Source organism: Diaphorobacter sp. JS3051, from assembly GCF_015832135.1.
GTDB lineage: Bacteria > Pseudomonadota > Gammaproteobacteria > Burkholderiales > Burkholderiaceae_C > Diaphorobacter > Diaphorobacter nitroreducens.
The window spans coordinates 3,743,535-3,758,641 of the sequence record NZ_CP065406.1 but is presented as its reverse complement, the minus strand read 5'-3'; the positions used below and the strand labels follow the sequence as shown (position 1 = coordinate 3,758,641).

13 protein-coding genes are annotated in these 15,107 nt (G+C 66.7%); 7 read left to right on the top strand and 6 right to left on the bottom strand.

Features of this window, described 5'->3' with window-relative positions; all coding sequences use genetic code 11:
• Positions 1 to 197 precede the first annotated feature (197 nt).
• Positions 198 to 1,022 carry a prolipoprotein diacylglyceryl transferase gene (gene lgt, locus I3K84_RS17880; protein WP_196995099.1) on the bottom strand — a complete coding sequence of 275 codons (825 nt, stop codon included), beginning with the start codon at positions 1,020 to 1,022 and terminating at the stop codon, positions 198 to 200.
• Between the two features lie 181 nt (positions 1,023 to 1,203).
• On the opposite strand from lgt, the gene bfr reads away from it, so the two are divergent.
• Complete coding sequence (bfr, locus tag I3K84_RS17875; protein WP_011804509.1) at positions 1,204 to 1,686, top strand: bacterioferritin; 483 nt, start codon at positions 1,204 to 1,206, stop codon at positions 1,684 to 1,686.
• 13 nt (positions 1,687 to 1,699) lie between these two features.
• On the opposite strand, the gene I3K84_RS17870 is transcribed toward bfr, so the two are convergent.
• Both I3K84_RS17870 and ilvD (I3K84_RS17865) read right to left on the bottom strand, forming a co-directional pair.
• Positions 1,700 to 2,128, bottom strand: a complete 429-nt coding sequence (locus I3K84_RS17870) for a PaaI family thioesterase (RefSeq protein ID WP_015912712.1) — start codon at positions 2,126 to 2,128, stop codon at positions 1,700 to 1,702.
• Positions 2,129 to 2,282: 154 nt separating this feature from the next.
• A complete protein-coding gene (gene ilvD, locus I3K84_RS17865; RefSeq protein ID WP_196995098.1) occupies positions 2,283 to 4,139 on the bottom strand; it encodes a dihydroxy-acid dehydratase in 1,857 nt (618 codons plus the stop codon).
• Positions 4,140 to 4,358: 219 nt separating this feature from the next.
• On the opposite strand from ilvD (I3K84_RS17865), the gene ilvD (I3K84_RS17860) reads away from it, so the two are divergent.
• Positions 4,359 to 6,053, top strand: a complete 1,695-nt coding sequence (gene ilvD / locus I3K84_RS17860) for a dihydroxy-acid dehydratase (RefSeq protein ID WP_196995097.1) — start codon at positions 4,359 to 4,361, stop codon at positions 6,051 to 6,053.
• A gap of 132 nt (positions 6,054 to 6,185) precedes the next feature.
• Here the strand turns inward: ilvD (I3K84_RS17860) and I3K84_RS17855 are convergent, their stop codons facing one another.
• On the bottom strand, positions 6,186 to 6,428 hold the full coding sequence (locus I3K84_RS17855) for a TIGR04438 family Trp-rich protein (protein WP_011804505.1): 243 nt from the start codon (positions 6,426 to 6,428) through the stop codon (positions 6,186 to 6,188).
• Positions 6,429 to 6,536: 108 nt separating this feature from the next.
• Between I3K84_RS17855 and I3K84_RS17850 the strand changes: the two genes are divergently transcribed.
• Positions 6,537 to 6,842, top strand: a complete 306-nt coding sequence (locus I3K84_RS17850; protein ID WP_011804504.1) for a c-type cytochrome — start codon at positions 6,537 to 6,539, stop codon at positions 6,840 to 6,842.
• An 87-nt stretch (positions 6,843 to 6,929) separates the two neighbouring features.
• On the opposite strand, the gene I3K84_RS17845 is transcribed toward I3K84_RS17850, so the two are convergent.
• Together I3K84_RS17845 and acs are read right to left on the bottom strand one after the other, a co-directional pair.
• A complete protein-coding gene (locus tag I3K84_RS17845; RefSeq protein ID WP_011804503.1) occupies positions 6,930 to 7,439 on the bottom strand; it encodes a hypothetical protein in 510 nt (169 codons plus the stop codon).
• 350 nt (positions 7,440 to 7,789) lie between these two features.
• Positions 7,790 to 9,787, bottom strand: coding sequence for an acetate--CoA ligase (gene acs / locus I3K84_RS17840; RefSeq protein WP_011804502.1), 1,998 nt, complete (start codon positions 9,785 to 9,787; stop codon positions 7,790 to 7,792).
• Positions 9,788 to 9,992: 205 nt separating this feature from the next.
• On the opposite strand from acs, the gene I3K84_RS17835 reads away from it, so the two are divergent.
• From I3K84_RS17835 to proX, 4 genes are all read left to right on the top strand, one after another.
• On the top strand, positions 9,993 to 10,604 hold the full coding sequence (locus I3K84_RS17835; RefSeq protein ID WP_011804501.1) for a TIGR00645 family protein: 612 nt from the start codon (positions 9,993 to 9,995) through the stop codon (positions 10,602 to 10,604).
• Positions 10,605 to 11,260: 656 nt separating this feature from the next.
• On the top strand, positions 11,261 to 12,550 hold the full coding sequence (gene proV, locus I3K84_RS17830; RefSeq protein ID WP_196995096.1) for a glycine betaine/L-proline ABC transporter ATP-binding protein ProV: 1,290 nt from the start codon (positions 11,261 to 11,263) through the stop codon (positions 12,548 to 12,550).
• A 24-nt stretch (positions 12,551 to 12,574) separates the two neighbouring features.
• Positions 12,575 to 13,777, top strand: a complete 1,203-nt coding sequence (gene proW, locus I3K84_RS17825) for a glycine betaine/L-proline ABC transporter permease ProW (protein WP_196995095.1) — start codon at positions 12,575 to 12,577, stop codon at positions 13,775 to 13,777.
• Between the two features lie 36 nt (positions 13,778 to 13,813).
• Positions 13,814 to 14,893 (top strand): glycine betaine/L-proline ABC transporter substrate-binding protein ProX, encoded by a 1,080-nt coding sequence (gene proX, locus I3K84_RS17820; RefSeq protein WP_231403361.1) that lies wholly within the window; start codon positions 13,814 to 13,816, stop codon positions 14,891 to 14,893.
• Positions 14,894 to 15,107: the final 214 nt, after the last annotated feature.

Genomic DNA, 15,107 nt, shown 5'->3' with positions numbered 1-15,107 from the left:
ACACAAGTGGTCGCGAAACTGCATCATTTCGCGTAATTTTCAATAATTATGAAAGCATGCCAAGCCGCCGGGATGGGGACTATCCCTAGCGGAGCATATTGACGCAACGCGGCAACACTCCGCCACCGCGCCGCCCGCAAGGAACAATCAAAAATGAGAGCTGCCAGCGCTTGCTGGACAAGCGCTGGCGCCTTCTTTTATGCAAATCCCTCAGGAGCGCCCTGCCGCTGCGCCCAGACCCACATCGCCACCCCGGCCGCCACCATCGGGATGCACAGCCACTGCCCCATGCTCATGCCCAGCGACAGCAGGCCCAGGAAGCTGTCGGGCTCGCGGAAATACTCGGCCGTGAAGCGCAGCACGCCATAGCCCACGAGGAACGCCGCCGCTACCTCGCCACGCTTGCGCGGCTGGCGCGCATACAGCCACAGCAGCACGAACAGCAGCAGACCTTCGAGCAGAAACTGGTAGATCTGCGACGGATGGCGCGGCAGCATGGAGCCGCTTTGCGGGAACACCATGCCCCAGGGCAGATCCTGCGGCGCGAAGCGCCCCCACAGTTCGCCGTTAATGAAGTTGCCGATGCGCCCGGCCGCCAACCCCGTGGGCACGCAGGGCGCTACGAAATCGGCCACCTGCAGCCAGGGCCTGCGGCGCGAATGCGCAAACCACAGCATGGAACCGATCACGCCCAGCAACCCGCCGTGAAAGCTCATGCCGCCCTGCCACACGTAGAAGATCTCCAGCGGGTGGCTCAGGTAGTAGCCCGGCTTGTAGAACAGGCAGTACCCCAGCCGCCCGCCCACCACCACGCCCAGCACGCCCAGGAACAGGATGTCCTCCACGTCCTTGCGCGACCACGCCTGATCGCCACGCAGGGATGCGTAGGGCTGGTGGCTCAGGCGGCGCATGCCCAGGAACATGAACAGCGCAAAACCGGCCAGATAGGTCAGGCCGTACCAGTGGATGGACAAAGGCCCGACCTGCAGGGCCACGGGGTCGATTTGGGGGTACATCAGCATGGCGGGCATTGTGCCGCAGGGCCGTGACACGCCCGCGCCCGTCCAACGCTGCCAGGATGAGAATGCGCCTGCGTACGGCCCGCATCCAGGGCGCCCGCGCCCGGGAATTGACGGCCGCCATTGAACCGGCGCGCAAGGCGCCGGATACTCACGCCATCACCACCCCCACGAGAACAACAACATGCAAGGCCACCCGGAAGTCATCGACTGCCTCAAGGATCTGCTGCGCGGCGAGCTGGCCGCGCGTGACCAGTACTTCATCCACTCCCGCCAGTACGAGGACCAGGGCCTCACCCGCCTGTACGAGCGCATGGGTCACGAGATGGAGGAGGAAACCCAGCATGCCGACGCCATCCTGCGCCGCATCCTGATGCTGGGCGGGCGCCCTGACATGCGCCCGCACGACTTCACGCCCGGCGAATCCGCGCAGGAGATGCTGCGCAAGGACCTGGACACCGAATACACCGTACAGGCCCGCTTGAAGGCCGCGATGGCCCTGTGCGAATCCCACCGCGACTACGTGAGCCGCGACATGCTGCTGGCCCAGTTGCGCGACACCGAGGAAGACCACGCCTACTGGCTGGAAAAGCAGCTCGGCCTGATCGAGAAGATCGGCCTGCCCAACTACCTGCAAACCCAGGCGGGCGGCCCTTCGGGCTCGTGAGGCTGCGGCGCTCTCAGGCGCCGGCCGGCACGTTGACCATGGTGGCCTGCATCAACGCCACCACCTTGTAGTCGGGCCCATCGCCCGTGTACGCGCGCACTTCGCCGGTGCACACGGTGAGCATGCGCCCGGCGTTTTGCACCTTGCCCACGGCCAGGAAGCGCGTCCCCATGGCGGGCCGCATGAAGTTGGTCTTGAATTCCGCCGTGACGATCTCGCAGCCGGGGGGCGAGCGGGTCAGCGCCGCGTAGCCGCAGGCGCTGTCCACGATGCTGGTGATGGCCCCCGCGTGCACGAAGCCCTGCTGCTGCGACAGGTGGGTGGAAAACGGCATCTCGATATGCACCTCACCCTCCACCACCAGCGCCAGGCGGGCGCCGAGGGTGGCCATCAAACCTTGTGCCGCGAAGCTGGCTGCGATGCGTTGCTGGAACTCGTTCATGGGCGATGGCATTCCGTTGCTACAACAAAAAGAGCTGTTGGCGCTGGCAGCGTGGCCATTTGAAGCTCAAACGCACCTGTAAATCGCGTCCGTCCAGCGCGAGCAGCTCATAAATCAGGAGCGCACGCCCGGCATGGGCGTGCACCACACTACGTCAGTCCAGCAGCGACACGTCGCGCACGGCGCCCTTGTCGGCCGACGTCACGAGCTTGGCATAGGCCTTGAGCGCGGCCGAGACCTTGCGCGGACGTGGCTGGGTGGGCTTCCAGCCCTTGGCGTCCTGCTCGGCGCGGCGCTGGGCCAACTCCTCGTCGCTCACCAGTACGTTGATGGTGCGGTTGGGAATGTCGATGCGGATGCGGTCGCCGTCGCGCACCAGGCCGATCGCGCCGCCGGCAGCCGCCTCGGGCGAGCAGTGGCCGATGGACAGGCCCGAGGTGCCGCCAGAGAAGCGCCCGTCGGTCAGCAGCGCGCAGGCCTTGCCCAGGCCCTTGGACTTGATGTAGCTCGTGGGGTAGAGCATTTCCTGCATGCCGGGGCCGCCCTTGGGGCCCTCGTAGCGCACCACCACCACGTCGCCGGCCTTCACTTTGTCGGCCAGGATGTTCTCCACCGCCTCGTCCTGGCTTTCGACCACATGCGCCGGGCCTTCGAAGACCAGGATGGATTCATGAACGCCCGCGGTCTTGACCACGCAGCCGTCCTTGGCGATGTTGCCGGTGAGCACCGCCAGGCCGCCTTCCTTGCTGAAGGCGTGCTCCGCGGAGCGGATACAGCCCGCGGCGCGGTCCAGGTCCAGGCTGGGCCAGCGCACGCTCTGGCTGAAGGCGACCTGCGTGGGCACGCCGCCGGGGCCGGCCTTGTAGAACGTCTGGACGGCTTCGTCCTGCGTGCGCGTCACATCCCACTGCGCCAGCGCCTCGCCCAGCGTGGGCGCGTGGATGGTGGGCACGTCGCTGTGCAGCTTGCCCGCACGCTCCAGCTCGCCCAGGATGGCGAAGATGCCGCCGGCGCGGTGCACGTCCTCGATGTGGTACTTGTCGGTGTTGGGTGCCACCTTGCACAGCTGCGGCACGCTGCGCGACAGGCGGTCGATGTCGGCCATGCTGAAGTCGATGCCAGCCTCCTGCGCAATGGCCAGCAGGTGCAGGATGGTGTTGGTGGAGCCGCCCATGGCGATGTCCAGCGTCATCGCGTTCTCGAAGGCCTTGAAGCCGACCGAGCGCGGCAGGATGCGCTCATCGTCCTGCTCATAGTGCTGGCGCGCCAGCTCCACGATGCGCCGGCCCGCGCGCTTGAACAGCTGCTCGCGGTCGGCGTGCGTGGCCACCACGGTGCCGTTGCCGGGCAGGGACAGGCCCAGCGCCTCGGTCAGGCAGTTCATGGAGTTGGCGGTGAACATGCCCGAGCAGGAGCCGCATGTGGGGCAGGCATTGCGCTCGGCCTCGGCCAGGTCGGCGTCGCTCACCTTGTCGTCGGCGGCCATCACCATGGCGTCGATCAGGTCCAGCTTCTTGATCTGGATGGTGCTGGTGCCGGGCACGGTCTGCTGCACCTTGCCGGCCTCCATGGGGCCGCCGGAGACGAAGATCACCGGGATGTTCAGCCGCATGGCGGCCATGAGCATGCCGGGGGTGATCTTGTCGCAGTTGCTGATGCAGACCATGGCGTCGGCACAGTGCGCGTTCACCATGTATTCCACGCTGTCGGCAATGATGTCGCGGCTGGGCAGCGAATACAGCATGCCGTCGTGGCCCATGGCGATGCCGTCATCCACGGCGATGGTGTTGAACTCCTTGGCCACGCCGCCGGCGGCCTCGATCTCGCGCGCCACGAGCTGGCCCAGGTCCTTCAGGTGCACATGGCCGGGCACGAACTGGGTGAACGAGTTGACCACCGCGATGATGGGCTTGGAGAAATCGGCGTCTTTCATGCCGGTGGCGCGCCACAGGGAGCGGGCCCCTGCCATGTTGCGGCCGGCGGTGGAGGTCTTGGAACGGTATGCGGGCATCGTGGTTGCGGGAAAGGATGGGCTTGTAGGGAATCTGTGGCCCGTGCGCTTGGGGGCCGGCGCGCGCCGCGGCGCAGGCCTCTTGAGCCCCGCCATGGGCAAAACCGTTTGATTATGTCGCACGCCCGCAACCCGCGCCGGCATCAGGCCCGGCGCTGGACAGCCGGGGCGCCGGCGACCAAACTACCCGCCACCTCCACTGCGCCAGGACGGACCGCCATGACCGACCCGCTGCCGCTGAACCGCCGCTCCGCCCACATCACCCAGGGCAAGGCGCGCGCGCCCAACCGCTCCATGTTCTACGGCATGGGCTACCAAGAGGGCGACTTCGCCAAGCCCATGGTGGGCGTGGCCAACGGGCACAGCACCATCACGCCCTGCAACAGCGGCCTGCAACGCCTGGCCGACGCGGCCATCGCAGGCATCGAGGAAGCGGGTGGCAACGCCCAGGTCTTCGGCACGCCCACCATCAGCGACGGCATGGCCATGGGTACCGAGGGCATGAAGTACAGCCTGGTGAGCCGCGAGGTGATTGCCGACTGCGTCGAGACCTGCGTGCAGGGCCAGTGGATGGACGGCGTGGTCGTGATCGGCGGCTGCGACAAGAACATGCCCGGCGGCCTGATGGGCATGCTGCGCGCCAACGTGCCGGCGATCTACGTGTATGGCGGTACCATCCTGCCGGGCCGCTGGCAGGGGCAGGACCTGAACATCGTGAGCGTGTTCGAAGCCGTGGGCCAGAACGCGGCAGGCAGGATGACCGACCAGGAACTCAAGGACATCGAGCAGCACGCCATCCCGGGCACGGGTTCGTGCGGCGGCATGTACACGGCCAACACCATGTCCTCGGCCTTCGAGGCGCTGGGCATGAGCCTGCCCTACTCCTCCACCATGGCCAATCCGCACGACGAGAAAATGAACTCGGCCCGCGAATCCGCCCGGGTGCTGATCGAGGCCATCCGCAAGGATTTGAAGCCACGCGACATCGTCACGCGCAAAGCCATCGAGAACGCCGTGGCCGTGATCATGGCCACGGGCGGCTCCACCAACGCGGTGCTGCACTTCCTGGCGATCGCGCACGCGGCGGGTGTGGAGTGGTCCATCGACGACTTCGAGCGCATGCGCAAGAAGGTCCCAGTGATCTGCGACCTCAAGCCCAGCGGCCGGTACCTGGCCGTCGACCTGCACCGCGCGGGCGGCATTCCCCAGGTGATGAAGGTGCTGCTGAATGCCGGCCTGTTGCACGGCGACTGCATGACCATCACCGGCAAAACCATCGCCGAAACCCTGGCCGACGTACCCGACGCGCCACGGCCGGACCAGGACGTGATTCGCCCGATCGACAAGGCGCTGTACCGCGAGGGGCACCTCGCCATCCTCAAGGGCAACCTGAGTCCCGAGGGCGCCGTGGCCAAGATCACCGGGCTGAAGAACCCCGTCATCACCGGGCCCGCGCGTGTGTTCGACGACGAGCAATCGGCGCTGCAGGCCATCCTGGACGGCAGGATCGTCGCGGGCGACGTGATGGTGTTGCGCTACCTCGGCCCCAAGGGTGGCCCGGGCATGCCGGAGATGCTGGCCCCCACGGGCGCGCTGATCGGTGCGGGCCTGGGCGAGAGCGTGGGCTTGATCACCGACGGGCGCTTCTCGGGCGGCACCTGGGGCATGGTGGTGGGCCACGTCGCGCCCGAGGCGGCTGCGGGGGGCACTATTGCGCTGGTGCAGGAGGGCGACACGATCACCATCGACGCCCACCAACTGCTGCTGCAACTGCACGTGGACGACGCCACGCTGGCACAGCGCCGCGCCGCCTGGCAGCCACCCACGCCGCGCTACATGCGGGGCGTGCAGGCCAAGTTTGCCTTCAACGCCTCCAGCGCCAGCAAGGGTGCGGTGCTGGATGACTTTTCATGAAAAATGCCGAAAACGCTTATCCAATAAGCGCCAGCAGCTATCAAAACAGGATCATTGCTGCGCCAGCACCGCCCAAGAAAAACCCGCAGGGCGCGTGCACCGCTGCGGGTTGTCTGGACAGGGAAGAAGCCCTCAGCGCGGTCGGCGCGGACCCATGCCCATGGATTCCTTCTGTTTGTTGATGCGGTCCTTGCGGCGCTGGTCCATCTTTTCCATGGCCTTGCGCTTGGTGTAGCCGGTGGCATCCGCCCAGGCCCACCAGGCCGCAGCTACCGCAAAAGGAGACAACACCCACCACCATGACCAATTCGCCACAGGGCCGATCTCCAGATATTTGAGAAGTATCAACAAGATGCCTAAAAGCAGCGCATACATGGTCACATCCTTTGGTGCCGCGCGAGCTTTGGCCTGGAGCCCGTCAACGGCGAACACTACAATCCCATTGAAGGCTAAATGTACCCCAACCCTAGAGGAAACCCCGCGATGAAGCGCACACTGATCACCCTCGCCATGACGCTGTCGGTTGCAGCCCCTGCATTCGCCGACCAGGCCCTGGCAACCTCCAAGAACTGCATGGCTTGCCACGCCGTGGACAAGAAGCTGGTGGGTCCGTCCTACAAGGACGTTGCCGCCAAATACGCGGGCCAAGCAGGCGCCGCAGACAAACTGGCCGAGAAGATCATGAAGGGAAGTTCCGGCGTGTGGGGCCCCGTGCCCATGCCCGCCAACGCCCAGGTGAACGCCGCCGACGCCAAGAAGCTGGCGACCTGGGTCCTGTCGCTCAAGTAATCCAGAGGGGAAAGCGCCTTCGCGGCGCGCCCTGCAAAAAGGCCGCAGCGCTCACGCCCTGCGGCCTTTTTTATGGCGCAAGGGCCGTCAGAGCCTGAGTTCCGGCTCCGTGCGCACCGGCGGCACGGGCTGCACGGCTTTCGGCTCGCCCCGGCGGTGCAATTGGTCTTCCAACTGTCCCACGTAGGCGGCAGTGATGTTGTCCGATTCCTGCGCCCGCGCGCTCAGGCGCGCCTCCAGCGCGTCCAGGCGCGCCATCAGGGCGTCGTAGCCCGTGCGGTGCTGGGTTTCCAGGAACTGGCGCAGCTCCGTGAAACGCGATGCCTCCGCCCGGTCGGCCAGTTCGCGCTGCGCCGCCATCTCCTTGGCATGGCGGCGCGTCTCCATGAGCACAGAGCCCTGCAGCGTCAGCACATAGGCTAAGAAAAAGGCCCCCAGCAGGACGGTCAGCCCCAGCATGATGAGCCCCAGGGGCGCCTGCACCGTGGCCACGCCCAATGAAACGACGGTAGGCACCGAGAGCGTCGCCCAATTGAGTGCTGCCAACGCACCGATGGCCACGACGATCAATAAAAGGATGAGGGTTTTGAGCTTCATGCAAGGGACTCCTGATGGCCAGCTGGACCGCTATCTGTTTTCAACCCACGGGATGTGCGGCCAATGCGCGGGTTGTACCCCATGGCGGCATGCCCGTCATGGCCCAACCCGGTATTTGCGCCCTGCTCCTACAACGCCAGGGTTCAAAGCTGCTTCGCCCGAAATGAAAAAGCCGCCTGGCAAGAAGCGGCTTGGGTCTGCAAAGTCTGGACGCCGACGCCTCGCGGCTTCACCCGCTGGGCTGGGCCCACCGATGCAGGTTTTGCCGACACGCCACATCTGCTGCGCAGATCGGAGTGCCGACCAACCCCGCAAGCGCTGCGCGCCGGCGCCTTGCGGCGCCTCCTGCATCAGTTGGACTGCGCCAACTGATCCAGGATTGCGGGGTTTTCCAGGGTGCTGGTGTCCTGGGTGATGGGTTCGCCCTTGGCGATCGAGCGCAGCAGGCGGCGCATGATCTTGCCGCTGCGGGTCTTGGGCAGGTTGTCACCGAAGCGGATGTCCTTGGGCTTGGCGATGGGGCCGATCTCCTTGGCGACCCAGTTGCGCAGTTCGGTGGCGATCTGCTTGGCCTCCTCGCCCGTGGGGCGCGAGCGCTTGAGCACCACGAAGGCGCAAATCGCCTCGCCCGTCAGGTCGTCGGGACGGCCCACCACGGCGGCCTCGGCCACGAGGTCCGTCTTGGCGACCAGGGCGGACTCGATCTCCATCGTGCCCATGCGGTGGCCCGACACGTTCAGCACGTCGTCGATGCGGCCCGTGATGCGGAAGTAGCCACGGTCGGCACTGCGCACGGCGCCGTCGCCGGCCAGGTAGGTGGTGCCCCCCAACTCTTCGGGGAAGTAGCTTTTCTTGAAGCGCTCGGGGTCGCCCCAGATGGTGCGGATCATCGAGGGCCAGGGCCGCTTGATCACGAGCATGCCGCCCGCGCCGTTGGGCAGGTCTTTGCCGGTTTCATCGACGATGGCGGCCTGGATGCCCGGCAGCGGCAAGGTGCACGAACCCGGCACGAGCGGCGTGGCACCCGGCAGCGGGGTGATGACGTGGCCGCCGTTTTCGGTCTGCCAGAACGTGTCCACGATGGGACAGCGCTCGCCGCCCACATGGCGGTAGTACCACATCCAGGCCTCGGGGTTGATGGGCTCGCCCACGCTGCCCAGGATGCGCAGGCTCGACAGATCCCAGTTCTTGGGGTGCACGCTCTCGTCGGAGTCGGCCGCCTTGATGAGCGAGCGGATGGCAGTGGGCGCCGTGTAGAACACCGTGACCTTGTGGCGCTCGATCATCTGCCAGAAGCGCCCGGCGTTGGGGTACGTGGGTACGCCCTCGAACACCACCTGTGTGGCACCCGCAGCCAGCGGACCGTAGGCCACGTAGGTGTGGCCCGTGATCCAGCCGATATCGGCCGTGCACCAGAACACGTCGTCGGGGCGAATGTCGAAGGTCCACTCCATCGTCACCTTGGCCCACAGCAGGTAGCCGCCGGTGCTGTGCTGCACGCCCTTGGGCTTGCCCGTGGAGCCGCTGGTGTAGAGGATGAACAGCGGATGCTCCGCGCCCACGGGCGTGGGTGGGCATTCGGTGCTCTGCCCGGCCAGGATCTCGGAGAAGGTCTTGTCACGCCCCGCCACCATGTCGCAGGCCGTGGCCGTGCGCTGGTATACGAAGACATTCTTGATGCTGTCGCAGCCGCCCATGGACAGGCCCTCGTCCACGATGGCCTTCAGGGGCAGTTCCTTGCCGCCGCGCAATTGGTAGTTGGCCGTGATCACCGCCACGGCACCCGCATCAATGATGCGCTCGTTCAGCGCCTTGGCAGAGAAACCGCCGAACACCACGCTGTGCGTGGCGCCGATGCGCGCGCAGGCCTGCATGGCCACCACGCCTTCCACGCCCATCGGCATGTAGATGAGCACGCGGTCGCCCTGCTGCACGCCATGCGCCTTCAGGGCATTGGCGAACTGGCTCACGCGCTCCAGCAGTTGCCGGTAAGTGACCTGGGTGACGGTGCCGTCGTCGGCCTCGAAGAGGATGGCGGCCTTGTTCTCGACCGGCGTGCCCATGTGCTTGTCCAGGCAGTTGGCACTGGCGTTGAGCTCGCCGTCGGCAAACCACCGGTAGAACGGCGCCTTGGACTCGTCCAGCGTCTGCGTGAACGGCTTGGTCCATTGCAGGTGCTCGCGCGCCAGGCGCGCCCAGAAGCCCTCGGGATCCTTGTTGGCTTCGGCGCACAGGGCCTCGTAGCCGGCCATGCCCGACACGCGGGCCGCCTTCACCACGCTATCGGCAGGCGGGAAGACGCGGTTCTCCACCAATACGGATTCGATGGCATTGGACGATGCACTCATGGGTTTGTCTCCTGAAGCTAAGAATTTTGAGTGGTACTTTCAGCCCTGGTACTTACAGGCCACTGACGGAGCGCCACAGCATACGGCAGCGCTCCAGCGCCATGCCCTGGCATGCGTGAAATGCCTGACGGTGGCATGTCTTCGGGGCGAAACGGGCTGCCCCTAAAATGGCGCGCCTCACCTTCCCGACGCATTTCCCGTCACCATGACTTCCCCTTCCCCCCATTCCGCCCACATGGCAAACGCCCCGCTGCGCCCCCTGCCCGCCCTGATCTTTGCCAGCCGCTGGCTGCAACTGCCCCTGTACCTGGGCCTGATCGCCGCCCAGGGCGTCTATGTCTGGCACTTCCTGCTGGAACTGTGGCACCTGGTGGAAGCGGCTTTCGGCCACGAGGCCGCGCTGCAGGCGCTCATCACCAGCATCGGCTACAAGCCGGACGCGCCCGTCACCTCGCTCAACGAGACGGTGATCATGCTGGTGGTGCTGGCGCTGATCGATGTGGTGATGATCTCCAACCTGCTCATCATGGTGATCGTCGGGGGCTACGAGACCTTCGTGAGCCGCCTTGGCCTGGACCGCCACCCCGACCAGCCCGAGTGGCTGGGCCATGTGAACGCCTCGGTGCTCAAGGTGAAGCTGGGCCTGTCGATCATCGGCATCAGTTCGATCCACCTGCTCAAGACCTTCATCAACGCCGCCAACTACAGCGAGAAGGTGCTCATGTGGCAGACCATCATCCACGTCACTTTCCTGTTCAGCGCGCTGGCCATCGCACTCACCGACCGGCTGCTGCACACCTCTGAGGACAAGCACTGAGGCATGCGGCCGGTCACCCGGCCAATCGCCCGCAAACCCATGGAGCGCCCGCGCTCCATGGGTTTTTTGCTTCAAAAGCCCTCCAGCGCCCATGCAGCAAGCGCGAGCAGCTATTAATTTTGCAGCGATCGGCGAGCCTGCCATCCGTCCACGCGCGACATAGCACAAATCAAAAAACCCGTTTTTTGACTAAAAAATACCGAATAACTATACTTTCACGGTGTTTTACAACCTGCCACGCAGGTAATTCGCTCTTTGTGGCTGCGTTGCCCGAGAGCGCCCCGTGCCAACGCGCCTCCCACTGCTGGCGGCCCTGGCACACAGGCCGAAGTATTCGCCCCTGATGCCCCAGGGTGCCCTGCCGCCAATGCGCGGCGCACGGTACCCGCGTGACTGCGCAAGTCCTCAGCCAGACCTCTTGCGCCGCGCACCCAGGCCCTTGCGCACCGTTCGCGTGCCATTCGGGCCGATCTGGTCACTTTTCGTGTCCGCCCTCTTCCCGGCCCTGCAGGCCGCGCCCGTCGATTGGCGACGCGCGTGCCCTCGCGGGGACGCCGCATCGGGGTCGTGTGTGCCGCTTTGGCCTTTGCGTTCCTGCCGCCATTGGTGCGGCAGGGGCCCGTTCAACCCGTCACAACCGAGGAAGGACCCACACGGTGGCCAAGCAAATCATCATCGACCATGTCTTCAAGGTCTTCGGCGACACGCCGCAGGAAGCGCTGCGCCTGGTGCAGCAGGGCCTGAGCAAGCAGCAGATCCTGGAGCGCACGGGCCATTCCATCGGCGTGTTCGATGCCAGCTTCACCATCGAGGCCGGCGAAATCTTCGTCGTCATGGGCCTGTCGGGCTCGGGCAAGTCCACGCTGGTGCGCATGCTCAACCGCCTGATCGAGCCCACCAGCGGCCGCATCCTGGTGGACGGCCAAGACATCAACCGTCTGGGCGACCGCGAGTTGCGCGCGCTGCGGCGCAAGGACGTCAGCATGGTGTTCCAGTCGTTCGCCCTGATGCCGCACATGACGGTGCTGGACAACGCCGCCTTCGGGCTGGAACTCGCCGGAGTGGCCCGTGCCGAGCGCCAGCAGGCAGCGCAGGAGGCGCTGCAGCAGGTGGGCCTGGGCGCCTGGGGCGCCAGCTACCCCGACGAACTCTCGGGCGGCATGCAGCAGCGGGTGGGGCTGGCGCGCGCGCTGGCAGCCGACCCGTCCATCCTGCTCATGGACGAGGCGTTCTCCGCGCTGGACCCCATCATCCGCACCGAGATGCAAAGCGAGCTGCTGCGCCTGCAGCAGATCAAGCGCCGCACCATCGTCTTCATCTCGCACGACCTGGACGAGGCCATGCGCATCGGCGACCGCATCGCCATCATGAAGGACGGCCACGTGGTGCAGGTGGGCACGCCCGACGAGATCCTGCGCGCGCCTGCCAACGACTACGTACGCAGCTTCGTGCGCGGCGTGGACGCTGCGGCGGTGTTCAAGGCGGCCGACATCGCGCGCCAGGCGCTCACCGTGGTGTCCGAGCACGACGACCGCGGCTGCCGCGCGGCACTGCGCCTGCTGGAGGACTCGGACCGCGACCACGCCTACGTGCTCAACAGCCGCAAGCGCCTGCTGGGCGTGGTGTCGTCGCAGTCGCTGCGCGAAGCGCTGCACGGCCGCCAGGGCGCGCTGGGCCTGCACCACGCCTTCTTACCCAATGCCCAGCCGCTGGATGCCTCCACGCCGGTGGCGGACCTGTTCGGCCCCATGGGCAGTGCGCCCTGCCCGCTGCCGGTGGTGGACGAGGACGGCATCTACCAGGGCGTGATCAGCCGCACCACGCTGATGAAGTTCCTGGACCGCGACACGCCGCCCGTGCCGCCGCCGCAGGCGGAGGTGCCACCCATCCAGCTCAACGCCCACTTCCCGGCGCAAGCCAGCACGCCGGTGGCAGCGCCCCGCTAAGAACAACCCAAGGAGAGGACACGCATGAACGACACAACGCAAGAGACCGCCGCCATCGACGATCCCTGGGCACCCGCCGACGCCGCGCCCGCTCAGGCGCAAGCACAAGCCAGCGACCCCTGGGCCGCCGACACGGCGCTGCAACCCGCGGATGCCGATCCGTGGGGCGCTGGCGGCACCGCCGGCGCCGATGCCGCGGCCGGCGTGGACTGGCTTGACGCCGCGGCGGCGCCGATGCCCGAGCCCGACGCCGGCCTGGCCGGCCTGTGGCAGCAGGTCGCCACGGACGGCCTGCCCGTGCAGGGCTGGATCAACGAGGGCCTGCATTGGGTGGTGGAGAACTTCCGCCCGTTCTTCCAGGCGGTGCGCGCGCCCATCGACGCCACGCTCACCGGCGTGACCGACCTGCTGCTGGCCGCGCCCGCGCCCGCGCTCATCGCGCTGGTCACGCTGCTGGCCTGGCAGTTCGCCGGCCGCGGCCTGGCCGTGGGCGCGGCGCTGTCGCTGGGGCTGGTGGCGCTCTTGGGCATCTGGCCCGACGCCATGGTGACGCTGGCGCTGGTGCTCACATCGCTGTTGTTCTGCGTCGTCATCGGCCTGCCCATGGGCATCGTGCTGGCGGCCAGCGAACGCGCACAGCGCTGGACGCGCCCGCTGCTGGACGCCATGCAGACCACGCCCGCCTTCGTGTACCTGGTGCCGGTGGTGATGCTGTTCGGCATCGGCAACGTGCCGGGCGTGATCGTGACCATCGTGTTCGCGCTGCCGCCGTTGGTCCGCCTGACCAACCTGGGCCTGCGCCAGGTGCGCCCTGATCTGATCGAGGCCAGCCGCGCCTATGGCGCTTCGCCCCTGCAATTGCTGTGGAAGGTGCAGCTGCCGCTGGCCATGCCCTCGATCATGGCCGGCATCAACCAGGCGCTGATGCTGTCGCTGTCGATGGTGGTCATCGCCTCGATGATCGCCGTGGGCGGCCTGGGCCAGATGGTGCTGCGCGGCATCGGCCGGCTGGACATGGGCCTGGCCACCGTGGGCGGCCTGGGGATCGTGCTGCTGGCCATCGTGCTGGACCGCCTCACCCAGGCCATGGGCCAGCCGCGGCGCGCCAGTGCGCGCTGGTGGCACACCGGCCCCGCGGGCCTGGTGCTGCGCGCCGTGCGCGGCAAGCCCGCAGCGCCCGCGCCGCATGCCGCCCCGCTTGCCACCCCCCGCAACTCCGCGGCCTGACACCACTCCCGTTCACCACCAGAAAGGAAACCCCGGATGACTCTTCTGTCGCTGACCTCTCCCACACACACTGCACGTTCCGGCGCATGCGCCGCCCTCGCCCGCCGCCTGCGCGCGCCGCTGGCCGCGGTTGCCGCGGGTCTGGGCCTGGCGCTGGGCGCCACCGCTGCGCTGGCCCAGCCCACCGCCCTGCCCGGCAAGGGCGTGAAGGTGCTGCCTCTCAAGAGCTCGATCGCCGAGGAGACCTTCCAGACACTGCTGGTCATGAAGGGCCTAGAAAAACTCGGCTACGACGTGCAGCCCATCCAGGAGGTGGAGTACCCCACGGCCCACATCGCCATCGGCAATGGCGACGCCACGTTCATGGCCGACCACTGGAACCCGCTGCATGCCGACTATTACAAGAACGCCGGCGGCGACGCGAAGCTCTACCGGCGCGGCACCTACTCGGGCAACGCGGCGCAGGGTTACCTGATCGACAAGAAGACCGCCGACGCGCATGGCATCACCAACGTCGAGCAGCTCAAGGACCCGAAAATTGCCCAGCTGTTCGACACCAACGGCGACGGCAAGGCCGACCTGACGGGCTGCACGCCCGGCTGGGGCTGCGAGGCCATGATCGAGCACCACCTGGACGCCTACGGCCTGCGCAACACCGTCACGCACCAGCAGGGCACCTACTCCGCGCTGATCGCCGACACCATCACGCGCTACCGCGCAGGCAAGCCCGTCCTGTACTACACCTGGACGCCCTATTGGGTGAGCAACGAGCTCAAGCCCGGCAAGGACGTGGTCTGGCTGGAAGTGCCCTTTTCCTCCCTGCCCGGCGAGCAAAAAGGCCTGGACACGCGCCTGCCCAACGGCAAGAACTACGGCTTCGTGGTGAACCAGCAGCAGATCGTGGCCAACAAGGCCTGGGCCGAGGCCAACCCCGCCGCCGCCAAGCTGTTCGAAGTGATGCAGCTGCCCGTGGCCGACATCAACGCCCAGAACCACCTGATGAGCCGAGGCCAGAACAAGGCCGCCGACATCGAACGCCATGTGAACGGCTGGATCAAGGCACACCAGAAGACCTTTGACGGCTGGGTGCAGCAGGCGCTGGCCGCGGCCCGCTGACGGGTGCCTTTGCAACAATTTGCATAAAAACAGGAGATAACGCCCGTCCCTCATGCGCGAACAGCTATCTTTTAAGTAGCGCAAGAGTCGGACGGGGCGGGCTTTCGCCCCGCCCATGCCTGCGGGCGAGGCGTTGCCATTGGTTGCATTTGGCGCGCTTCGTGCCACCGCGGCCAGACCCCGGGGGTGGCCCGGCCATGCCATCCTCGGCGTT